The sequence below is a fragment of the Microbacterium sp. NPDC087592 genome, from assembly GCF_044743585.1.
GTDB lineage: Bacteria > Actinomycetota > Actinomycetes > Actinomycetales > Microbacteriaceae > Microbacterium.
Genome location: NZ_JBIUWT010000001.1, coordinates 242,688 through 265,054, shown reverse-complemented (window position 1 = coordinate 265,054; position 22,367 = coordinate 242,688). Strand labels below are relative to the sequence as shown.

Here is a 22,367-nt window from a genome sequence, read left to right as displayed (position 1 = left end):
CCGATGTAGACTCTTTCCGAACTGTTGTGAACGTCACAGCGAGGAGAAAGATGAGCAGCGCCCCGACGGCCGTAGCGGTCGACCTCGGCAAGACCCGTTGCCGCGTCATGGTCGACGCCGAGCAGCGCGTCGTACGCTCGGGCATCGGCTCCCCGGGGCTCGCGACGCCGAACGGCGTCGAGGACGCCGTCGCGTCGATTCTTCCTCTGCTCGACCAGGGCGAGGCACCCGAACTTCTCGGGGTCGGCGCAGCCGGCGCCTGGGTCGCACCCGACGCCGCTCTGGCGCTCGCGGCCGCTCTCGCCGCGTCGGTGCGGGCGCGCGTCGCCGTCGCGTCCGACGTCGTCACCGCCCACGCGGGCGCTCTCGGCGGTTCGCCCGGAGTGCTGTTGATCGCGGGCACCGGCGCTGCGGCGCTCGGCGCCGACGCAGACGGCATCCGTCTGATCGACGGCTGGGGGCCCGACATCGGCGACTTCGGCAGCGGATCCTGGCTCGGCCGCGAAGCCGCCAGAGCCGTGCAGCGGGCGACCGCCGGGCTCGGACCCGATACGCGACTGAGTGAAACAGTCGCCGCGAGCATCCTTCCCGCCGACGACGTGGTCTCCTGGCTCGCCGAGGACGGATCGGTCGCTCGGCGTCTCGGCTCCCTCGCGCCTCTCGTGCTCGACGCCGCGGAGACCGGTGACGACGTCGCCCACCGGATCGCGACGGAAGGCATCCGCCTGCTCACCGCCACGGCCGTCGCCGCCTCGTCACTGACTCGCGACATCGCGCTGCACGGCGGCCTCACGGATCACGCCTGGTTCCGAGACAGCCTCATCTCCTCGCTGCACGCTGCCGGACGCCGGGTGGTCCCCGCCGCCGGCGATGCCCTCGACGGCGCGCTGCTGATCGCACGCCGCACCGATCTCCCTCACGAAAGGTTCGTCCACCGTGCCGAATGACGATTCCCGCCTCGCCTCCCTCCTCTCCGTACTGGAAGGCCTCGGCACCGAGGCATCCACGACCGAGCGCGGGGATCTCGACCTGTTGAGCACGGCCGAGCTCGTGCATCGGATGAACGACGAGGACCGGCGGGTCCCCGAGGCGGTCGCCGAACGGGCGGACGAGATCGCGGCGGTCGTCGACGCGATCACGGAGCGGTTCCGGCGCGGCGGTCGGCTCATCTACATCGGGGCCGGCACGGCAGGCCGCATCGGCGTGCTGGATGCCAGCGAGTGCCCGCCCACCTTCGGCACGGACCCCTCGATGGTGGTCGGGCTGATCGCCGGCGGCGAGATCGCGATCCGTTCGGCCGTGGAGAATGCGGAGGACGACGCGGAGGCGGCAGGTGGCTCCCTGCGTGAACTCGGACTCTCGGCCGACGACACGGTGGTCGGCATCTCGGCTTCCGGCCGGACGCCGTATGTCGTCGGCGGGCTGAACTACGCCCGCAGCGTCGGCGCGTTCACGGCGGCGATCGCCTCGAACGCGGACTCCGAGATCGGTGCCGCCGCGGAGGTCGCCATCGAGGTCGTGACCGGACCGGAGTTCATCTCCGGATCGACGCGGCTCAAGGCAGGCACCGCGCAGAAACTCGTCGTGAACATGCTCACGACCCTGTCGATGATCAAGCTCGGCAAGACCTACCGCGGGGTGATGGTCGATCTCCTCGCCACGAACGAGAAGCTCCACGCGCGCTCCATCCGTACCGTGTCGCAGCTCGCCGGCGTCGACATCGACGTCGCGGCCGCCGCGCTGCAGGGGGCGGACGGCTCGGTCAAGCGCGCCCTGCTGATGCTGGCGGTCGACGCCACACCGCAGGCCGCGGCATCCGCGCTCGATGAGGCCGACGGGGTGCTCCGCGACGCGATCGCCGCTCTCGCCTGAGGGGAGCGGCCGGTGCCGTCGTGATGTGTCTCGGCCCCTGCGCGGGCCGCGCCGAGCCCGGGAGTCGGTCCGGTAGCGTGGCCGGATGCCCCTCGCCCTGATTACCGGCGCCGCGCGCGCGAACAGCATCGCCGCCGGCATCGTTCCCCGCCTGCGAGCGGCCGGATGGACCGTCGTGACGAGCGACCTCTGCGACGCCGACCACCTCGCCGACCTGTCGACCGTGGACGGACCGGAGGCCCTGATCGCCGAGGTGGTGGCCGCGCACGGTCCGATCTCCGCGCTCATCCTCAGCCATGCGCACGACGTGCAATCCGGCATCCTCGACACCACGGCCGAGAGCTTCGACCTGCACGTCGCCGTGAACGCACGGGCGAGCCTGCTGCTGATCGCGGCGTTCGCGCGACAGGTCGGCGACGACGGGGGAGTGATCCTCGCCCTCACCAGCGACCACGTGACCGGAAACCTCCCCTACGGTGCATCCAAGGGCGCTCTCGACCGGTTGGTCATCTCGGCTGCCCGCGAGCTCGGTCCGCGGGGCATCTCGGCGAACGTGCTGAACCCCGGACCCATCGACACCGGCTGGATGGACGACGAGACGCGCACCGGGCTTGCCGGGATGACGCCGCTCGGGCGACTCGGACGGCCCGCCGACGTCGCGGCCGTGGTGGAGTTCCTCGTGTCGGACGAGGGTCGCTGGGTCTCGGGACAGCTGCTCAAGTCGGACGGGGCGTTCTCGGCGCAGTACTGACCGAGCGTGACGGGGCGCGGATCTCCATGACGAGGGGATGCCGCCGGCGATCCGAAGCCGGTGCGTGCCGCCGATTCGGCTCGTCATCTCGCGGCTTGTACGCTGGTGGCATCCCCCGATCCACCCGGCACATTCGCGCGCCGGCGATCTCGGCGCGCGCTCACACATGCAAGGACGCAGATGAACGATTCCGCGGCACACCGCGACGACTGGGCTGAGAACGAAGAGCTGGCGGAGCGGATGATCCCGCTCATCGGGGCGCTTCGACGCGAACACGATGTGGTCACCTCGCTGCACGGGCACCGACTGCTCGGGCTCTCGGCGACGGGACTGGTCGAGGTGCACGAGCGCGTCGCCCAACTCGGGCACGAGCGGCTCCCGATCGAAGACACGCTCGCCGTGCTCGAGGCGATCCACGCCCTCGCTCCCGGCGCCTCGTCGCTCGACGTCGCGCGCCTGGTCGCGGGGCACGCCGAGAGCGGCCAGCCTCTGGACGACTACCTCGCCGAGGAACTCGCACCCGCCATGGGGGCCGTCGCCGCCGAGCCCACCGACCTGGTGCTCTACGGCTTCGGGCGCATCGGTCGCCTCCTCGCCCGCATCCTCATCGCCCACACCGGCGGCGGCAGCGGACTGCGGCTGCGCGCCATCGTCGTCCGCCGCGGGGCGGAGAACGACCTCGCCAAGCGCGCCTCTCTGCTGCTGCGCGATTCGGTGCACGGCCGCTTCGCCGGCTCCGTCACCGTCGACGAGGAGGCCGAGCAGATCATCGCGAACGGCACCCGCATCCAGGTGATCTACTCCGACGACCCGGCATCCATCGACTACACCGCCCACGGAATCCACGACGCGATCGTCGTCGACAACACCGGACGCTGGCGCGACGAGGAAGGCCTCTCCCAGCACCTGCGCTCGACGGGCGTCGCGCGCGTGCTGCTCACCGCACCGGGAAAGAGCCCGCTCAAGAACATCGTGCACGGCATCAACGACGAGACGATCGCCGCCTCCGACCGCATCCTCTCCGCGGCCTCCTGCACCACGAACGCCATCACCCCGGTGCTGGCGGCGATCGACGAGGCGTACGGCGTCGTCAAGGGGCATGTCGAGACCGTGCACTCGTTCACGAACGACCAGAACCTGATCGACAACTTCCACAAGGGCGACCGCCGCGGTCGCTCGGCGGTGCTCAACATGGTCATCACCGAGACCGGAGCCGCGAAGGCCGTCGCCAAGGCGCTCCCGCAGCTGGAGGGCAAGCTCACCGGCAGCTCGATCCGTGTGCCCACGCCCGATGTGTCGCTCGCGGTGCTGCACCTCACCATCGAGCGCCCGGCCACCAAGGAGCAGGTCAACGACTACCTGCGCCGCGTCTCGCTGCACTCCAAGCTGCGCCAGCAGATCGACTACGTCGAGAGCCCCGACGTCGTCTCCACCGACTTCGTCGGCTCGCACCGCGCCGGCATCGTCGACGGCCTCGCCACGATCGCCGACGAGGACACCCTGATCCTCTACGTCTGGTACGACAACGAGTTCGGCTACTCGTGCCAGGTGATCCGCGTGCTCGAGGTCATGGCGGGGTCGCACCCGATCGTGCTGCCCGAGCGCCGCGAAGTGACGCTGCAGGGCTGAGCGTCTCCTGCGCCGCGTCGGTGGCGCCCGGCATGATGGGGGCATGAAGACCGCGACCCTGCTCACCGAGCGTCTCCGATCGCATCGGCTGAGCGCGCCGGCGCGCACGGTGACGGATGCCGCGCACCACATGCTCGCGGTGCAGAGCCAGGACTTCACCGCGGGGCGCTGGGCGCTCGCCGCGCGTACCCGCGGGCCGGTGCGTCTGCGCGACGTCGACCGTGCGTTCGACCGCGGCGACCTCGTGCGGGCGTGGACCATGCGCGGCACGCTGCACACCGTGCCGGCACGCGACCTGGGCTGGATGCTCGAGGTCACCGCCGCCCGACAGCGGCAGCAGGCGGTCTCCCGTCACCGTCAGCTGGGCATCGACGACAGCATGGTCGCGACGGCGGTGCGCGCGCTGACGCCGCAGCTGCGCGACGGTGGCCGCACCCGCGCCGAGGTGTTCGAGATCCTCGAGGGCGTCGGCATCGACCCGACGGGGCAGCGCGGCATCCATCTGCTCTTCACCCTCACGATCGACGGCCTCATCTGCCAGGGGCCGGTCGCCGCGCGGGCGGGCATCACCAGAGACCAGCGGTTCGTGCTGGCCGAGGAGCACATCCGCGAGCACACCCGCCCGGCAGACCCACTCGCCGAGCTGTTCGTGCGCTACATCGACGGGCACGGACCGGCGGGCGTCGCCGACTTCGCGTGGTGGTCGGGACTCACGCTCGGACAGTCACGCGAGGCGGTCGAGCGCGCGGCAGGGCGGGTCGACGAGGTGGACGAAGGGCTGTTCGTGTCGCTCCAGCGTCCGCGGCGCGCGACGGGCGCGACGACGGTCCACGCCCTCCCCGCGTTCGACGAGTACTACATCTCCTACGCCGACCGCACGACCGTGTGCGCGCCCGAGCACCTGGCCACCGTCGGCCCGGGCAAGAACGGCATGGTGCGCGCCACGCTCATCGAGCAGGGACGCGTCATCGGATGCTGGACGCACGCGAGCGCGACCCGCGACGCGCCGCCGGAGCTGTTCGCGGAACCCGCCGAACCGGCAGCCGTGGAGGCCGCGCTGGCGCGATTCGCGCACTTCGCCGGCGACTGAGCGCGTCGCCGGCGAAGAAAACGGTCACCGCGAGGCGAGCACGGCCTCCGCGGGGGCGACGAGTGCGGCGATCTCGGGTGCCAGCGCGATGAGCCGTTCGTTGGCCTCGGGCTCGGCGACGGTCGCCCGGAGCCCTTCGCCCGGGAACGGCCGCACGAGCAGGCCGTGGCGTTCCAACAGCTCGGCGGCAGCGGCCGTGGCATCACCGAGGGGAAGCCAGACGAAGTTGCCCTTGCTCTCGGGAAGCGCGAGGCCGGCGGTGGTGAAGGCGGCGACGACGCGCTCCCGCTCGACGACGAGCTCGGCGACCCTGGCCTCGAGCTCGTCCTCGGCGGCGAGGGAGGCGATCGCGGCCGTCTGCGCCAGGTCGGTCACGCCGAACGGGATGGCGACCTTGCGCAGCGCGATGCCCAACTGCTCGGGGGCGATCGCGTAGCCGATGCGCATGCCGGCCAGGCCGTAGGCCTTCGAGAAGGTGTGCGCGACGGCGACGTTCGGGTAGCGGCGGAAGTACTCGATGCCGACGGGGGAGTCGTCGCGGTCGTTGAACTGCACGTACGCCTCGTCGATCACGACGACGATGTGCGGCGGGACCTGGGTGAGGAATCGATCGAGCTCGGCGTCGCCGATGGTGGTCCCGGTCGGATTGTTGGGGTTGCACACCAGGATCAGGCGCGTGCGGTCGGTGATGGCCGCCCGCATCGCGTCGAGGTCGTGCCGGTGGTCGTCCGTGAGGGGGACCATGACGGGCACGGCTCCGGCCGCGCGAGCGAGCATCGGATACGCCTCGAACGACCGCCAGGCGAACAGGATCTCGTCGCCCTCACCGGCCGTCGCGCGCATCAGCTGCGACACGACCTCGACCGATCCGCTGCCGAGCACGACGTTCACCGGCTCGACGCCAAACCGCTCACATAGCACCGCGGTGAGGGCCGTCGCCGCGGTCTCGGGGTAGCGGTTGATGTGCGCGAGCCGGTCGGCGATGGCCGCGGTCACCGACGGGAGCGGGGGATAGGGGTTCTCGTTCGACGACACCTTGAAGACCGGCCCGGTGGTCTCCGCCTGCGGCGCGGCCTTCCCCGGCGTGTATCCGGGGATCGCGTCCAGGTCCTCCCGCAGTCTCAGCTCCGACATCCGTTCCGCCTCTCTCATCATCCGCTCGTGCGGCACCCGTCCGTCCGTTTGACAGTGCCGGGCATCATCCATACTATCGCAATTGAATATATCGAATGTGGTCAATTCGGTCGATGGCGGCCGGAACGACGGAAGGAGCGGAGCGACGGTGCCCCAGTCTGCGGTGGATTCCCCGGAAGCGTCCCTCGCCCTGCGCGTGCGGGCGATGCGGTGGGAGGCGCGGGACGTGCTGTCCCTCGAACTCGACGACCCGACGGGCGCGCCCCTGCCCGCGTGGGAGCCCGGCGCGCACATCGACCTCCGCTTCGCGAACGGAGTGGAGCGCCAGTATTCGCTGTGCTCCGACCCCGCCGACCGCACTGCCTGGCGCGTCGCGATCCTGGCCGAGAGCCCGAGTCGCGGCGGCTCCCGCTACGTGCACCAGAGTCTCCGGGTCGGCGAACTCGTGACCGTCTCCGCTCCCATCAACCACTTCGCGCTCGCCCCCGCAACGGAGTACGTGTTCGTCGCGGGCGGCATCGGCATCACGCCGATCCTGCCGATGCTGTCCGAGGCCGTCCGCCGCGGGATCCCGTGGCGCCTGGCGTATCTCGGCTCGACGGAGGAACGGATGGCGTTCCTCCGCTACCCCCAGCTGGCCGGGGGCGAGACGCTCCTGGTCCGTGGCGACGCCGACGAGCGACTCGACCTCGCCGCGTGGATCGGCGTCCCCTCCGCTGGGACCGCCGTGTACGCGTGCGGCCCCGAACGCATGCTGGATGCCCTCGAAACGCTCAGCCTCGACTGGCCGCATGGTGCGTTGCATCTCGAGCGCTTCCAGCCGAAGACGTTCGGCGAGTCGCAGGGCGCCGACACCTTCGAGGTCGTGGCGGCCAGGTCCGACCTCGTCGTCACGGTCGACCGCGGCTGCAGCATCCTCGAGATGCTCGAGAGCGCCGGGATCGGGGTGCCGAGTTCCTGCCTCGAGGGCGTCTGCGGCACCTGCGAGACGGCCGTGATCGACGGCGCCCCCGAGCACCGGGACTCGATACTCACCCCCGACGAGCGCGAGAGCAACGAGACGATGATGATCTGCGTGTCCCGCTCTCTCGGCGAGCGTCTCGTCCTCGACATCTGACCCCGCACGAACGGAGCGAACATGGACACCGGAACCGCATACGGCCTACGCCTCGGGCAGCCGCTCAACGAGCTCGCCCAGGTCGGCCCCGGCACCCCCTACGGCGAGGTGCTTCGCCGCTACTGGCACCCGGTCGCGAAGGTCGAGGATGCGACGACGCGCCCGATCTCGCTGCAGGTGCTGGGCGAGGAGCTCGTGCTCTTCCGCACCCGCAAGGGCAAGGCCGGCCTGCTGCACCCGCGCTGCATCCACCGCGGCGCCTCGTTGTTCTACGGCGGCGTCGAAGAGGAGGGCATCCGCTGCTGCTACCACGGGTGGGTGTTCGACACCGAGGGGCACTGCCTCGAGCAGCCGTGCGAGCCCGAACTGGGCCTGCACCGCGATCGTGTGCGCCAGCCCTGGTATCCGGTCGAGGAGCAGTACGGCCTGATCTGGGCGTACCTGGGCCCGCCCGAGAAGAAGCCCGTGCTTCCGCGGTACGACACCCTTGAGGAGCTCGCCGACGACGAGCAGTTGATCGTCAACGACCAGGGCGTGGGAGGCGGCGGACCCGCCCAGCTCGACTTCAACTGGTTGCAGCACTGGGAGAACGTGATGGACCCGTTCCATGTGCCGATCCTGCACGCGCGCTTCAGCGGCAACCAGTTCACACCCGAGATGGCGCTCATCCCCGAGGTCAGCTACGAGTACACGCCGCTCGGCGTGCGCAGCATCCAGATGCGCGAGCTCGGCGACGGTCGTCAGCTGCGCCGCGTCACCGAGGTCATCTTCCCGAACCTGCGGGTCGTCGCCAGCCCGAAGCTCAGCTCGGGGCAGACGAACATGATCGGCTGGGTCGTGCCGATGGATGACACGAACTTCCGCATCTTCACCGTGGCGCGCGATGCCGATCCCGACTTCCTCGCGAAGCTCCGCTCCACGCACGAGGGCAAGCCGTGGAAGGAGCTCACCGACCTCGAGCATCAGCGCCTGCCCGGTGACTACGAGGCGCAGAAGTCGCAGGGTGCCATCTCGCTGCACTCCGAGGATCACCTCACGACCACCGATCAGGGCATCGCGATGATCCGGCGGATGATGGCCAAGCAGCACCGCGCGGTCGCAGCCGGCGGCGACCCGGTGGGTGTGAGCTTCGATGAGGCGGAGCGGCTGGTGCGCATCGAGGGCGGCAACTACTTCGAGGGCGCCGCAGACGCGCCGCTGCTCGCCGACGCGGTGGACGACTGACATGGCGAAGTACACGGCGCGACCGCCGCGCGGAGACCGCCCGGTCCTCGTGCTCGGGATCAGCGACGTGTTCGTGATCGAGGGCGAGCCCTCGGTCCCGGTGAGCATGCACCACCTCTCCGCCTGGGGCCGGTGGGTTCGCGACGTCGCCATCCCGGACTCGGCGGCCCGACGCCTGCACGAGCTGGCCGAGCACTTCGACATCGTCTGGGCATCCGAGTGGGGACACAACGCGCACACGGCGTTCCGCGGGCCGCTCGAGTTGCCGGAGGAGCCCTGGCCCTTCTTGCCCGTGCAGTTCGACAAGCTCGCGCACATCCGGCGCTATGCCGATGGTCTGCCGTGGGTCTGGGTCGACGATCCTCTCGTGGATCTCAGCGGAGAGCCGCCGGAGTGCGAGGACGGGATCGTCGTGCGGGTCGACCCCGCTGCCGGCATCCTCAGCCTCGATCTCGATGATCTGCTGACACGGACGCGCGCGCTCGTCGAACGGCGCACGGGAGGGAACACGATGCACACGAGCGAGGAGCAGGGATGAGCGCTGACGTCGCGATCGTCGGCGGACGCGTGGTCACCGGCCTCGGTGAGGAGCTCGACGGCGGCACGGTTCTCGTGGCGGGCGGCCGCATCGAGGCGGTCGGTGTCGGGATCGCGGTGCCGGACGGTGCGCGGGTGATCGATGCGACGGGATGCTGGGTCCTGCCCGGACTCATCGACCCGCACAGCCACATCGGCGTGCACGAAGAAGCCAACGGCCCCGCGGGCTTCGACGGCAGCGAGGTGTCGTCGCCCGTGACCGCCGGCGTGCGGGCGATCGACGCGATCAACATCGAGGACATGGCGTTCGCCGACGCGTTGGCAGGCGGCATCACGGCGGTCGTCGTGAAACCGGGATCGGGGAATCCGATCGGCGGGCAGAGCGTGGCGATCAAGACTGCCGGTGGACGCTCGGTCGACGAGCAGGTCATCCGCGCGGCCCTCGGCATGAAGTCGGCGCTCGGCGAGAATCCGAAGCAGGCCTATGGGGAGCGCAAGCAGCTGCCGTCGACCCGTCTCGGCATCGCGCTCGTCATCCGGCAGGCGCTCCTGGATGCGCGCGACTACGCCGAACGGCGGGATCGCGCCCGCGCCGAGGGCACACCGTTCGCGGTCGACCTGGGAAAGCAGGCGCTCACCGAGGCCCTCGACGGCGCGCTCTCCTGGGAGCAGCACGCGCATCGGCACGACGACATCGCGACGGCGCTGCGCATCGCCGAGGAGTTCGGGCTGCGTCTCGTGCTCAACCACGGAACCGAGGCCCACAAGCTCGCCGACGTGCTCGCGGAGCGCGATGTGCCCGTCATCTTCGGCCCCATCCTGTCGAGCCGATCCAAGGTCGAGGTGCGCGAGGCCGATCCTGCGAACCTCGCGACCCTCGCCGCCGCGGGAGTGCGCGTCGCCCTGACCACCGATCATCCGGTGGTTCCCATCGGGCTCCTCGCTCTGCAGGCTGCCGTCGCCGTGCGTGCCGGCCTTCCCCGCGAGACCGCCATCGCCGCCATGACCTCCGCCGCGGCCGACATCGCCGGCATCGGCGACCGCGTCGGTGCGCTGGAGGTCGGCCGCGACGCGGATGTGGTTCTGTGGACCGGAGACCCGCTCGACGTCGCCTCGACCGTGCGGGAGGTGCTCATCGACGGACGGACCGTCTACACCGCGAAGAAGGAGAACTTGTGACGCTGCGCGACGATGCCGCCCGCCTGCTGCCCGAGCTGGTCGATCTGCGACGCCGCCTGCACCGCATCCCCGAGGTCGGTTTCGAGCTTCCGCAGACGCAGGCCGTCGTGCTCGCGGAACTCGCCGACCTCGGCCTCGAGATCACCACCGGCAGTGACCTGAGCTCGGTCACCGCGGTGCTGCGCGGAGCGGCGGACGGGCCGTCGGTGCTGCTGCGGGGCGACATGGACGCGCTGGCGATCGTCGAGGAGACCGGGCTCGAGTACGCGTCCGTGAACGGCGCCATGCACGCGTGCGGACATGACCTCCATGTGGCCGGACTCGTCGGTGCCGCCCGGCTGCTCGCGGCACGGCGGGAGAGCATCGCGGGGTCCGTCGTCTTCATGTTCCAGCCGGGCGAGGAGGCCGGCGGAGGTGCGCCGCTGATGATCCGCGACGGCGTGCTCGAGGCGTCAGGCGCGAGGGTCGAAGCGGCATACGGCATCCATGTCGGTCCGGGGGAGCGCGGCACGTTCCAACTCAAACCGGGCACGATCATGGCCGGTGCGAACGTGCTGAGGGTCACCGTGCACGGCCGGGGTGGCCACGGCTCCCGCCCGCATCAGGCGGTCGATCCGGTGCCCGCGGTCGCCGAGATCGTGCTGGCGCTGCAGAGTTGGGTCACCCGGCGCGTCGACGTGTTCGACCCCGTGGTGCTCTCGGTGACGAAGCTGTTCGCGAGCGAGGTCGTGAACGTGATCCCCGAGCAGGCCGGCCTCGCCGCGACGCTGCGCACGTTGTCTGAGGCCTCGATCGCACAGGCCCAGGCGGAACTTCCGCCCCTCATCGAGCGCATCGCGGCCGCGCACGGGTGCACGGCCGATGTCGAGGTGATCATCGGCTATCCGGTGACCGTCAACACGGCCCCGGAGACCGCGGCGGCGACGGCGGTGCTGCGCGAGGAATTCGGCGACGAGCGGGTCGAAGAGCTCGCCGTGCCGTGGATGGCCTCGGAGGACTTCTCGTTCGTGCTCCGCGAGGTTCCCGGGACGTTCCTGTTCCTGTGTGCCACGCCGCCGCACGTCGATCCGGACGACATCCCGATGAACCATTCACCGCACGCGGTCTTCGACGATGCGGTGCTCGGCGATCAGGCCGCGGCGCTGGCCGCGCTCGCTCTCCGGCACGTGTCCCGCTAGGCGCGGGCGCCGTCCGGTCGCGGTACCGAACCGCGGTCAGCGGCCGAGCGTGCGGTGGTCCAGCACGGCCTTGCGCCCGGCCTCGACGTCGCTGCTGCGGATCGCATCGATGAGTGCCTCGTGGATGTGCAGGCGCTCGTCCGTGTCCTGGCGGAATCCGGGGACGGCCAGTGCGTCCTCATCCGCCGCGCCGGCGGTCTCGCCCTCGATGTAGTCGACGAGGTTGAGGTAGAACGTCCGCAGCACCGCGTTCGGCGAGATCTCGGCGATGCGGCGATGCAGCCGCCAGTTGCCGTGCAGCCCCTCGATCGGGTCGTGCCAGTGGTCGGCGAGGTCGGACATGACCGCGTCGAGGTCGGCGATGTCCGCATCGGTGCGGTTCAGGACGGCGTCATGCATGACCGCCTCGTCGAGCGCATCGAGCACCTTGATCACGTCGTTGACCGGAGCGCCGGTCTGGCGCAGACGGAGCACGCTGTGGGCGAGGCGGATGAGTGGCGACTGGTCGGCGACGAAGATGCCGCCGCCCGGGCCAGGGCGCAGGTCGACGGAGCCGCGGGCGCGCAGCACGCGCAGCGCTTCGCCGAGTGTGGCCGGCGCGACGCCGAACTGCTCGCACAGGTCCTGTCGTGTGCCGATGCGGTGGCCGGGGGTGAGGCCCTCGGACTTGATCATCGCTTCGACCTCGGTCACGACGCGGTCGGCGACGGACTGTGCGGGCGCGACACGCTGGAAGGTGCGCGCGTCATCCTGGGTGCTGGCCACGGGAATCCTTCGGTCGGGGCAGTGTTCTGCAGCGGATCTCTCACATCCTAGGGACGCCCCGCCGCCGGGGAGCGGCGGCTCAGGGCGATTCTCCTATTTGCAGTAATTGAATGTATCTAATACAGTCAATCACGCAATGCTGCTCACGAGAGGAAACAGATGACCGACCACACCGGTGGCGATCTGCTCGCAGACTCCCTCATCAACCAGGGAGTCTCACGGATCTTCGGTATTCCGGGCGTTCAGCTCGATGCCGCCGCAGACGCCCTCCACGCCCGCGCCGACCAGGTCGACTTCATCTGCGCCCGCAACGAGCAGGCGACGACCTACATGGCCGACGGGTATGCGCGCAGCACCGGAGACGTCGGTGTCGCGATGGTCGTTCCCGGCCCGGGAGTGCTCAATGCCCTCTCCGGTGTGGCGACGGGCTACTCCGCGAACTCGCCGATGCTCCTCATCGCCGGACAGATCGATTCGAAGGCCATCGGCCGCGGACTCGGCGCCCTGCATGAGATCCCCGACCAGACGGGCATCCTCGAACGGCTCACCAAGTGGACCGGCATCGCCCGCTCCGCCGACGAGATCCCCGGACTCGTGCGCGAGGCCTTCGTGCAGCTGCGCAGCGGCCGCCCGCGTCCCGTCGCGATCGAGGTGCCGCCGGACGTGCTCGCCGCCACCTCGCGGATGACGGCGGCCGAGATGGTCGCCGACGCCCCGCTCGTTCCCGACGAGCAGCAGATCCGCGACGCGGCGGCCCGGCTCCTCGCCGCCCGGCGGCCGATGATCGTCGTCGGCGGCGGAGTGCTCGCCTCGAACGCGTCCGTCGCTCTGCAGGCGCTCGCTGAGGCGCTGGAGATTCCCGTGCTGATGACCGAGAACGGCCGGGGAGCGCTCGACGCCCGGCACCGCCTCGCGTTCGACTCGCTCGCGCTCCGCGCCTTCCGTGAGGACGCCGATCTCGTACTGGCGGTCGGAACCCGCTTCGTCTCCACCTTCGGAACCCAGGTGGACACCCATGGTGCACCGGTGATCCTCGTGAACGCGGAAGAGGCAGACCTCGGCGGCCCGCGCGCCGCCGTGCAGACCCTCCACGCCGACGCCCGGCTGGCGCTCGCCGCGCTCGCCGCCGAGGTGGGGTCCCCGCAGCGCGATTCCCGCGAGAGCGAGTTCGTCCGCGTCCGCTCCTGGCTCGCCGAGCAGTTCGACGACATCGCCCCGCAGCGCGAGTACCTCGCGGCGATCCGCGGCGCGCTGCCCGAGGATGGTGTCTTCGTGAGCGAGTTCACCCAGGTCGGCTACGCGGCCAGCGCCTGCTACCCCGCGTATCAGCCGCGGACCTACATCGGCCCCGGTTACCAGGGCACGCTGGGCTACGGCTTCGCGACGGCTCTGGGCGTGAAGGCCGCGGATCCGACCCGCTCCGTGGTCTCGGTCAACGGCGACGGCGGATTCTCCTGGACGCTGCAGGAGCTGTCGACGGCGAAGCGCTACGGCCTCGGGCTGGTGACGATCGTCTTCCACGACGGCTTCTACGGCAACGTGCGCCGCATCCAGAAGAACCGCTACGGCGCGCGCTACTTCGCCAGCGACCTGACGAACCCCGACTACGCCAAGCTCGCCGACGCCTACGGCATCCGCTCCGCGCGGGCGTACACGCCGCAGGAACTGGCGGGTGTGCTCGCCGATGCGGTCCCCGCGAACGAGCCGATCCTCATCGACGTGCCGGTGGGGGAGTTCCCCTCGCCGTGGCACCTCATCCATGAGGGCGTCCCGCGTCCCGTTCCGCTCGCGCCCGACGCGCACCTCGTGCAGCGGGCAGGGGTCTGACATGACCATCGGGCACGACATCGCAGGCATCAGGGAAGATGTCGATGGCCTCAGGGCGATCGATGTCGTCAGCCCGGCCGACGGCACCGTGATCGGCGCCGTCGTCGCAGGCGGCCCCGCGGACGTCGATCGCGCGGTGGCTGCGGCCGCGGACGCGTTCGGCAGCTGGTCCACGACGCCGATGGCGCAGCGGATCGCTTACGTAGAGGCGCTCGCCGAGGGGTTGGCGCGCCACCGTGAGCTTCTCGCCGTGACCCTCAGCGCCGAGATGGGCTCGCCGATCGCGTTCGCGCGTTCCGCTCAGGTCGGGGTAGCGATCGCCGACCTGAACATGCTCGCCGATGCTGCCCGCGTGCACGTCGAGCGGGAGGCGGTGTCGAACTCCCTCGTCGTCTCGGAGCCGGTCGGCGTCGTCGCCGCGATCACCCCGTGGAACTTCCCGCTGCACCAGATCGTGCTCAAGGTCGGCGCGGCCCTTCTCGCGGGCTGCACGGTGGTGCTCAAGCCCAGCGAGGTCGCCCCTCTCAATGCCGCGATCATCGGGGACATCCTCCGCGAGATCGGATTGCCGGCCGGTGTCGTGAACATCGTGCACGGCGACGGTGCAGGAGTCGGCTCGCCCCTCGTCGCCCACCCGGGCGTCGACATGGTCACCTTCACCGGCTCACGCCAGGTGGGGGAGCAGGTGGCTCGCGCCGCGGCGGCGACCATCAAGAAGGTCGCCCTCGAGCTGGGTGGCAAGTCCGCCGCGATCGTGCTCGACGACGCACCGCTCGAGGAATCGGTGCGGGGAGTGCTCGCCTCGTGCTTCGCGAACGCCGGCCAGACCTGCGCCGCGCAGACCCGCGTCCTGGTACCGGAGAGCATGCGCGATGCCTGGCAGAACGCCGCGCTCGAGGTCGCCGCGGGCTGGGCCCCCGGGGATCCGCGCGAGGAGGGGACCGCGACCGGACCCCTGGCCTCCGCTCTGCAGCGCGACCGCGTCCGCGCGCACATCGCCACGGCGATCGACGAGGGTGCGCAGGTGCTGACCGGCGGTCTCGATATCGTCGAACCGACGGCAGGCGGCGCCTACGTGCAGCCCACGATCTTCACCGATGTGACGCCGGACATGCGGATCTTCCACGAGGAGGTCTTCGGTCCGGTGCTCACGATCACCCCCTACGGCACGGTCGATGAGGCTGTCGACCTGGCCAACGACAGCGTCTACGGACTGTCGGGCGGCGTGTGGTCGAGCGACCCTCGACGCGCCCTCGACATCGCTCTGCGCATGCGCACCGGGACCGTCGGCATCAACGGCGCAGGCCTCGATGTCGGTGCACCCTTCGGCGGATACAAGCAGTCGGGCGTCGGCCGGGAGTGCGGTGTCCACGGGTTCGAGGAGTTCCTCGAGCTCAAGTCGGTGATGGGCGCCGCTGCCCTCATCGACGATCGCTCGTGAAGTTACATACCCGAAACACCGGCGACACGAGCCAATAAAGAGTAATTCATAACATTCAATTGGGTTGACCCGCACCGTGCGGAACCCGTGAGAGAGGACACCATGAGACGCAGCATTGTCGCCGCGGCCGCCGTCGGCGTGACGGCCCTCGCCCTGTCCGGCTGCGCCGGTACGGCGGAGCCCGGGGGAGGAGAAGCACAGACGATCAAGATCGCCGTGCAATCGGATCCCGGAACGCTCAACCCGATCACGAACGCGACGAACGCGAGTGAGTCCGTATCCACGTTCGGGTACGAGTCGCTGCTCTTCTACCCGACCGGGGAGGAGCCCCGAGGGCTGCTCGCGGATTCGTGGGAGTCGACCACGACCGGCGTGGAGTTCACGCTCAAGGACGGCATCCTCTGCGCCGACGGCACGCCGTTGACCGCGACCGATGTCAAGTCCACATTCGAGTACGCCGCGGCCGACGAGACGGGCTCGCCGTACAAGGGCGTGTACTTCCCGGCCGAGGGCCTCACGATCGAGGCGGACGACGATGCCCGCACGGTCACCTTCACCAGCGCGAACGCCCAGAGCTTCCTCGCCGAGACGATCGGCGCCCTGCCGATCGTGTGCGCGTCGGGTCTCGCAGACCCGGCCATCCTCGACACCGAGTTCCACGGCACCGGCGCCTACGCGTTGAAGGCGTCCTCCCCGGGGCAGTCGTACACGTTCACGCTGCGTGACGACTACACCTGGGGTCCCGACGACACGACCAGCGAGACAGCAGGGCTGCCCGGCACGGTGGAGATCTCGATCATCGAGAGCGACTCGACCGCCGCCAACATGCTCCAGACCGGCGAGGCCAACGTCGCCGAGGTCGGCGGCAGCGAGCGCGACCGGCTCGACAAGACCGAGTTCGCGAAAGAACTCGAGGTGCCGCTGCGCCCGGGACTGATCTTCTTCAACCAGGCGGAAGGCCGGGTCGGCCACGATCTCGCCGTCCGTGAAGCTCTCGCCCAGGCTGTGGACCGCGAAGCCGTCGGACCTGTCGCCTCCGCTGGTCGCGGCGAGCAGATCACGACACTCGTGTCCGAGTTCGGCGCCGCGTGCACCGCGATGGACAGCTCCGGCGCCATCCCCGACTACGACGTGGATGCTGCTGCTGCCGCACTCGACGCCGCGGGCTGGGTCGAGGGTGCCGACGGCATCCGCGCGAAGGACGGCAAGCCGCTGTCCATCCTGATGCTCTACCCGGCATCCGAGAGCCAGGGCGTCACCGCCGCGATCGAACTGCTGCAGACCGAGTTCAAGAAGATCGGTGTGGATGCTGTGCCCACCCCGTCCGCGTCCTACACCGACGTGATCTTCTCCGGTGGCGACTGGGACATCGTGTGGGCGCCGATCTTCACCAGCCTCCCGAGTGACTGGGCCGGCATCCTGGGGGGAGAGTTCCCGCCCAACGGCGGTAACTGGACCTACAACAGCAACCAGGAGTACTTCGACCTGGTGGGCGAGGCGCAGGCGCTGGCCGGAGCCGACTCGTGCGACGCCTGGCAGGCTGCGCAGGACTCCCTGTTCCGCAACCTCGAGGTGCTGCCCGTCTACTCGTCGACGTCGACTTTCTACGGTGTCGGTGTGGAGTTCGGCATGTCGAAGAGCATCCTCGCTCCGACCACGATCCGCGTGACAGAGTGACAGGATGACGTCGCAGATCGTGACGCGGCCGAAGACCGTCGTGGTGGCCACCCCTCGGGGTGGTCGCCACGGCGGCGGCCGCTGGATCCCCTTCCTCCTCCGGCGCATCGGCCGGATGCTCATCGCGATGTTCGTGATCGTGACGGCGGCGTTCGTCGTCCTCCGCGCCGCCGGGGGAGACCCGGTCCGCGCGGCACTCGGGCCGACCGCACCGGCATCCGTGGTGGCGGAGCGCCGGGCGCAGCTCGGGCTCGATGATCCTCTCATCGTGCAGTTCTGGAACTACCTGACCGGGATCGTGTTCCGTGGCGATCTGGGCGTCTCCCTGATCACCGGACGATCGGTGAACGAGCTGGTGGAGTACCGGCTCCCCGCCACCGTGCAGCTCGCCGGCATCGCGTTCATCGTGATCCTCCTCATCGCGATCCCCCTCGGGCTCGCCATCGCGATCCTCACCGCCGGCAACCGCCGTCGCCCCGTCGAGGTCGCCTTCACCTCGGTGACGGGCTTCTTCGCCGCCGTGCCGGAGTATCTGATCGGTGTCGCACTGCTGACGCTGTTCGCGATCACGATCCCGCTCCTCCCGGTCGCCGGCATCAGCGGCCCGCAGTCGTACATCCTCCCCGTCCTCGCGCTCGCGCTCGGCGCGTCGGCGTCGCTGTCCCGCATCGCTCGTGTCGAGGCGCTCAATGTGCTCAGCGACGACTACATCCGCACCGCGCGCTCCAAGCGGCTCCCGGCCGCGATGGTGTACTTCCGGCACGCCCTGCCGAACATGCTCACCGCCACCCTGACCCTCGGCGGCGCCCTGCTCGCGACGATGATCGCCGGCAGCGTCCTGGTCGAGCGGGTCTTCAACTGGCCGGGCATGGGCAGTGCCTTCGTGCAGGCGATCATCACCAAGGACTACGGCATCGTGCAGGGGCTCGCGATCGTCTACGCGGCGATCATCCTCGTCGTGAACCTGCTGGTGGATGTGGTGCTCGCCATCCTCGACCGTCGTACGACCATTCTGGAGACCGCATGACCTCCTCGCACCGGCGGCGCACCTGGCTGCTGCAGTCCCCGATGGCGCTGATCTCGCTGACCTTCATCGCGATCTTCGCCCTCCTCGCCGTGTTCGCCCCGATGTTGTGGGGTACGCAGGCCGAGACCCCGTCGCCCGCCGACCTCCTCCAGCCACCGAGCGCCGAGCACCCTCTCGGCACCGACGCGCTCGGGCGGGACCTGCTGCTGCGCACGCTCGTGGCCACGCGGCTGTCGCTCGTGATGGCGCTGACCGCGACCGCTCTGGGTGCCGTGGCCGGTCTGATCCTCGGTGCGCTGCCGGTCGTCGCCGGTCCGCGCGTGCAGCGCATGTTCGGCTCGGTCATCAACACCTGGCTCGCCTTCCCGGTGCTGCTGGTCGCGATGCTCACGGTGATCCTGCTCGGCACCGGCTCCACGACGGCCGTGATCGCGCTCGCGCTGACCATGACCCCCTCGTTCGCCCGCCTCGCACAGACCCTCTCCTCGCGCGTCGGGGGTTCGGAGTACCTGGCCGCGGCCCGCCTGCTCGGGGTGTCGAAGACGCGTCAGTTCACCCGCTACATCCTCCCCAACATCGCCGAACCGGTGATCGTCAACGTCACGATCTCGATCGGCGGGGGACTCCTCGCCCTGTCGAGCCTCAGCTTCCTCGGCGTCGGCGTGCAGCCGCCCGAGTACGACTGGGGCCGCCTGCTCAGCGAGGGCTTCGAGCAGGTCTACAGCCAGCCGTCCGCGATCGTCGGGCCGGGTGTGATGGTCGTGCTCGCCGGAATCATGTTCGGCATGTTCGGCGAGGCGCTGGCCTCCCACATGCGCGGCCGGGGGCGCACCCGCACGCTCAGCGTCCGCGAGCTCGGCGATCCTGACCGCGTCTCCTCGACCACTGCCGTCGAGGAGCGGAGGGACGACGTGGAACCGCTGCTCGACGTTGCGGGCCTCAGCGTCTCGTTCCCCGGTGAGCACGGCTGGGTGCGCCCCGTGCAGGACGTCTCGTTCCGCATCGCCCCCGGCGAGATCGTCGGCGTGGTCGGCGAGTCCGGCAGCGGCAAGAGCGTCACGATGATGGCGATCGCGCAGCTGGCTCCGGCCGGGGCCGCCGTCAGCGCGCAGCGCCTCACCTTCGCGGGAGAGGAGCTGTCCGGACTGTCGAGCGAGCGTGCGGCGAAGAAGCTCGGCACGAGGGTCGGTGTCGTGTTCCAGGACTCGCTCACCGCGCTGAACCCGGCGCTCCGCGTGGGCACGCAGCTCGCCGAGGTGCCGCGCGTGCACCAGAAGGCGACGCGGCGGGAAGCGGATGCCGCGGCCGTCGACGCTCTGGCTGCCGTGTCGATCACCGATCCGGCGCGTCGGGCCAAGCAGTTCCCGCACGAGTTCTCCGGTGGCATGCGGCAGCGTGCGCTCATCGCGATGTCGCAGATCGGGAAGCCGCGGCTGATCATCGCCGACGAGCCCACCACGGCGCTCGACGTCACGGTGCAGCAGCGGGTGCTCGCCCTGCTCCGCCGCGAGTGCGAGGAGACCGGGGCAGCGGCGATCGTCGTCTCGCACGACATCGCGGTGTTGGCCGAGCTCTGCCAGCGCATCCTGGTCATGTACGGCGGCCGCATCGTCGAAGACGTCGACGTCCGCCACCTTGCAGAACCCGAACGGCTGGCGCATCCGTACACCCGCGCGCTGGCGGAGTCGCTGCCGGATCTCGACACCGACCGCACGGCACCGCTCGCGACGATCCCCGGCGAGCCGCCGGACCTCGCGCAGCCGGTGGTCGGCTGCGCGTTCGCCCCGCGCTGTGCGTTCGCCACCGAGCTCTGCCGCACCGAGACCCCTCAGCTCGTCGCGCACGGCTCCGGCCGCGTGGCGTGCTGGCACCCGCAGGACGTGGGCGTGCACGAAGACGAATTCGCGAAGGCGGGTGCATGATGGCCGATCTCGTCATCGAGAACCTCGTGGTCACATTCGGCCGCGGGCCCCACGCCGTGAATGCGGTGGACGACGTGTCGCTCACGGTGCCCCACGGCACGACGGTGGGGCTGGTGGGCGAATCCGGATCGGGCAAGTCCACGGTCGCACGCACGGTCGCGGGGCTTCAGAAGCCGACGTCGGGGCGGATCCTGCTCGACGGCAAAGACCTCGCGGTCGGACGCCGTGATCGCCGGGCCCACGCCCGAGACGTGCAGATGATCTTCCAGGACCCGTACTCGTCGCTGAACCCGCGCATGTCGGTGGGTGAGACCCTGGACGAGGCGCTGGCCACCCACGGCTCCGGCAACGCCAAGGCTCGTGCGGCCGGCGTCAAGGAGCTGCTCGAACTCGTGCGGCTGAAGCCCGGTGTGTCGGAGTTGCATCCGTCGAGCTTGTCCGGCGGCATGCGGCAGCGCGTCGCGATCGCCCGCTGCCTCGCGGTGAAGCCGCGCCTGATCATCGCCGACGAGATCACGTCCGCCCTCGACGCCTCGGTGCAGGGCGCGGTGCTCAACCTGATGCGCGACCTGCAGCGCGAGCTCGAGCTCTCGGTGCTGTTCATCACCCACAACCTCGCCGCGGTGCGATACATCGCCGACACCACGGCCGTGATGCGCAGCGGCGAGATCGTCGAGCACGGCGATGCCGACGCGATCGTCACGAACCCGCAGCATCCGTACACCCAGGCGCTCGTGGCGGCCATCCCGCGCATCCAGAACGCCGGCACCGACAGCCTCCTCCACTCGATCGGATCCTGAATGACCCTGCTCGACGACGCTCAGGTCCTGCTGCCCGAGCTCGTGGCCCTGCGCCGCGCCATCCACGCCGACCCCGAACTGGGTCTCGAGCTGCCGCGCACGCAGCGGCGGGTGCTCGACGCGCTGGAGCCCCTCGGACTCGAGGTGGTCCTCGGTGAGGGCCTGAGCTCGATCGCCGCGGTCATGCGTGGCGCGCATCCCGGACCGACCGTGCTGCTGCGTGCCGACATGGACGCGCTTCCGCTCGTCGAGGACACGGGGCTCGACTACGCGGCGACGGGGGAGCGGATGCACGCCTGCGGGCACGACCTGCACGTCGCCGGTCTCGTCGGAGCCGCGCACCTGCTGGCGGGGCGCCGTGAGGAGCTCCACGGCGATGTCCTGCTGATGTTCCAGCCGGGCGAGGAGCTCGGCGACGGCGCGAAGCGGATGCTGGCCGAGGGGCTCCTCGAGACCACCGGGTCCCGGCCGGTCGCGGCCTTCGGCATCCATGTCGTACCCGGCGAGTACGGCGTGTTCTCGACCCGTCCCGGCGCGCTCATGGCCGGCGCGATCGAGGTCGAGATCACCGTCACGGGAGCCGGGGGACACGCCTCGGCGCCGCATCTGACCCGCGATCCCGTGCCCGTCGCCGCCGAACTCGTCACCGCGCTGCAGACCTTCGTCACCCGCCGCTTCGACGTGTTCGATCCGGTCGTCCTCAGCGTCACGCAGGTGCATGCCGGGGGGCCGGCCCGGAACATCATCTCCGACACCGCCACGCTCGTCGTCTCGGTGCGGGTGCTCTCGCACGAGTCGAGTGCGCGCGTGCAGGCGGAGCTCCCCGCGCTCGTCCGCGAGATCGCCGCCGCCCACGGTTGCACGGCCCAGGTCGATGTGACCGTGCTGTGCGCGCCCACCGTGAACGATGCCCGCGTCGTGGAGCGGGTGCGAGCCACGCTGCAGGGCCTCTTCGGCGAAGAGTGCGTGTGGGAGACCGCACACCCCGTGATGGGATCGGAGGACTTCTCCTTCGTGCTCGAACAGGTGCCGGGGGCCTTCCTGTTCTTGCGGGCGACGCCGGCAGAGGTCGACCTCGAGTCGGCGTCTCCGAACCACTCTCCGACGGTCGTGTTCGACGATGCGGTCCTCGCCGATCAGGCCGCGGCGCTCGCGGCGTTCGCGCTGGAGACGCTCACGGCCTGATCTGCAGCCTCG

19 protein-coding genes are annotated in these 22,367 nt (G+C 70.3%); 17 read left to right on the top strand and 2 right to left on the bottom strand.

What is annotated here, in order from left to right:
* The first annotated feature begins 50 nt into the window (after positions 1 to 50).
* From ACIOTO_RS01320 to ACIOTO_RS01300, 5 genes are all read left to right on the top strand, one after another.
* On the top strand, positions 51 to 947 hold the full coding sequence (locus ACIOTO_RS01320) for an N-acetylglucosamine kinase (protein ID WP_400856052.1): 897 nt from the start codon (positions 51 to 53) through the stop codon (positions 945 to 947).
* A complete protein-coding gene (gene murQ, locus ACIOTO_RS01315) occupies positions 937 to 1,872 on the top strand; it encodes an N-acetylmuramic acid 6-phosphate etherase (protein ID WP_105709495.1) in 936 nt (311 codons plus the stop codon). The genes ACIOTO_RS01320 and murQ overlap by 11 nt, the downstream gene beginning before the upstream one ends.
* A gap of 85 nt (positions 1,873 to 1,957) precedes the next feature.
* Positions 1,958 to 2,623: an SDR family oxidoreductase gene (locus tag ACIOTO_RS01310; RefSeq protein WP_400856048.1), complete on the top strand. Its 666-nt coding sequence runs from the start codon at positions 1,958 to 1,960 to the stop codon at positions 2,621 to 2,623.
* A gap of 180 nt (positions 2,624 to 2,803) precedes the next feature.
* Entirely contained in the window at positions 2,804 to 4,252 is a 1,449-nt protein-coding gene (locus tag ACIOTO_RS01305) for a glyceraldehyde-3-phosphate dehydrogenase (protein WP_400856047.1), read from the top strand.
* A 43-nt stretch (positions 4,253 to 4,295) separates the two neighbouring features.
* Positions 4,296 to 5,342 carry a winged helix DNA-binding domain-containing protein gene (locus ACIOTO_RS01300; protein ID WP_400856045.1) on the top strand — a complete coding sequence of 349 codons (1,047 nt, stop codon included), beginning with the start codon at positions 4,296 to 4,298 and terminating at the stop codon, positions 5,340 to 5,342.
* A gap of 24 nt (positions 5,343 to 5,366) precedes the next feature.
* On the opposite strand, the gene hisC is transcribed toward ACIOTO_RS01300, so the two are convergent.
* A complete protein-coding gene (gene hisC, locus ACIOTO_RS01295; protein WP_400856044.1) occupies positions 5,367 to 6,476 on the bottom strand; it encodes a histidinol-phosphate transaminase in 1,110 nt (369 codons plus the stop codon).
* A gap of 148 nt (positions 6,477 to 6,624) precedes the next feature.
* Between hisC and ACIOTO_RS01290 the strand changes: the two genes are divergently transcribed.
* The 5 genes from ACIOTO_RS01290 to ACIOTO_RS01270 are packed head-to-tail and all read left to right on the top strand — an operon-like array spanning position 6,625 to position 11,711.
* Positions 6,625 to 7,593, top strand: a complete 969-nt coding sequence (locus ACIOTO_RS01290) for a PDR/VanB family oxidoreductase (RefSeq protein ID WP_400856042.1) — start codon at positions 6,625 to 6,627, stop codon at positions 7,591 to 7,593.
* 21 nt (positions 7,594 to 7,614) lie between these two features.
* Positions 7,615 to 8,817: an aromatic ring-hydroxylating dioxygenase subunit alpha gene (locus ACIOTO_RS01285; protein ID WP_167635346.1), complete on the top strand. Its 1,203-nt coding sequence runs from the start codon at positions 7,615 to 7,617 to the stop codon at positions 8,815 to 8,817.
* A 1-nt stretch (position 8,818) separates the two neighbouring features.
* Entirely contained in the window at positions 8,819 to 9,355 is a 537-nt protein-coding gene (locus ACIOTO_RS01280) for a hypothetical protein (RefSeq protein ID WP_029263035.1), read from the top strand.
* Positions 9,352 to 10,533, top strand: coding sequence for an amidohydrolase (locus ACIOTO_RS01275; RefSeq protein ID WP_105709502.1), 1,182 nt, complete (start codon positions 9,352 to 9,354; stop codon positions 10,531 to 10,533). Before ACIOTO_RS01280 ends, ACIOTO_RS01275 begins: the two co-directional genes overlap by 4 nt.
* On the top strand, positions 10,530 to 11,711 hold the full coding sequence (locus ACIOTO_RS01270) for a M20 family metallopeptidase (protein WP_400856039.1): 1,182 nt from the start codon (positions 10,530 to 10,532) through the stop codon (positions 11,709 to 11,711). The genes ACIOTO_RS01275 and ACIOTO_RS01270 overlap by 4 nt, the downstream gene beginning before the upstream one ends.
* Before the next feature lie 36 nt (positions 11,712 to 11,747).
* Here the strand turns inward: ACIOTO_RS01270 and ACIOTO_RS01265 are convergent, their stop codons facing one another.
* Positions 11,748 to 12,476, bottom strand: coding sequence for a FadR/GntR family transcriptional regulator (locus ACIOTO_RS01265; protein ID WP_105709504.1), 729 nt, complete (start codon positions 12,474 to 12,476; stop codon positions 11,748 to 11,750).
* 159 nt (positions 12,477 to 12,635) lie between these two features.
* Here ACIOTO_RS01265 and ACIOTO_RS01260 point away from each other — a divergent pair, with 159 nt between their 5' ends.
* From ACIOTO_RS01260 to ACIOTO_RS01230, 7 genes are all read left to right on the top strand, one after another.
* Positions 12,636 to 14,303: a thiamine pyrophosphate-dependent enzyme gene (locus ACIOTO_RS01260; protein ID WP_400856038.1), complete on the top strand. Its 1,668-nt coding sequence runs from the start codon at positions 12,636 to 12,638 to the stop codon at positions 14,301 to 14,303.
* Position 14,304: 1 nt separating this feature from the next.
* Positions 14,305 to 15,744: an aldehyde dehydrogenase family protein gene (locus tag ACIOTO_RS01255; protein WP_400856036.1), complete on the top strand. Its 1,440-nt coding sequence runs from the start codon at positions 14,305 to 14,307 to the stop codon at positions 15,742 to 15,744.
* A gap of 102 nt (positions 15,745 to 15,846) precedes the next feature.
* Positions 15,847 to 17,421 (top strand): ABC transporter substrate-binding protein, encoded by a 1,575-nt coding sequence (locus ACIOTO_RS01250; protein WP_400856034.1) that lies wholly within the window; start codon positions 15,847 to 15,849, stop codon positions 17,419 to 17,421.
* Positions 17,422 to 17,425: 4 nt separating this feature from the next.
* Positions 17,426 to 18,448: an ABC transporter permease gene (locus ACIOTO_RS01245; RefSeq protein ID WP_091034413.1), complete on the top strand. Its 1,023-nt coding sequence runs from the start codon at positions 17,426 to 17,428 to the stop codon at positions 18,446 to 18,448.
* Complete coding sequence (locus ACIOTO_RS01240; protein ID WP_105709508.1) at positions 18,445 to 20,370, top strand: dipeptide/oligopeptide/nickel ABC transporter permease/ATP-binding protein; 1,926 nt, start codon at positions 18,445 to 18,447, stop codon at positions 20,368 to 20,370. Before ACIOTO_RS01245 ends, ACIOTO_RS01240 begins: the two co-directional genes overlap by 4 nt.
* Entirely contained in the window at positions 20,367 to 21,170 is an 804-nt protein-coding gene (locus ACIOTO_RS01235; protein WP_197021063.1) for an ABC transporter ATP-binding protein, read from the top strand. Before ACIOTO_RS01240 ends, ACIOTO_RS01235 begins: the two co-directional genes overlap by 4 nt.
* Positions 21,171 to 22,355 (top strand): M20 family metallopeptidase, encoded by a 1,185-nt coding sequence (locus ACIOTO_RS01230; protein WP_400856032.1) that lies wholly within the window; start codon positions 21,171 to 21,173, stop codon positions 22,353 to 22,355.
* Positions 22,356 to 22,367: the final 12 nt, after the last annotated feature.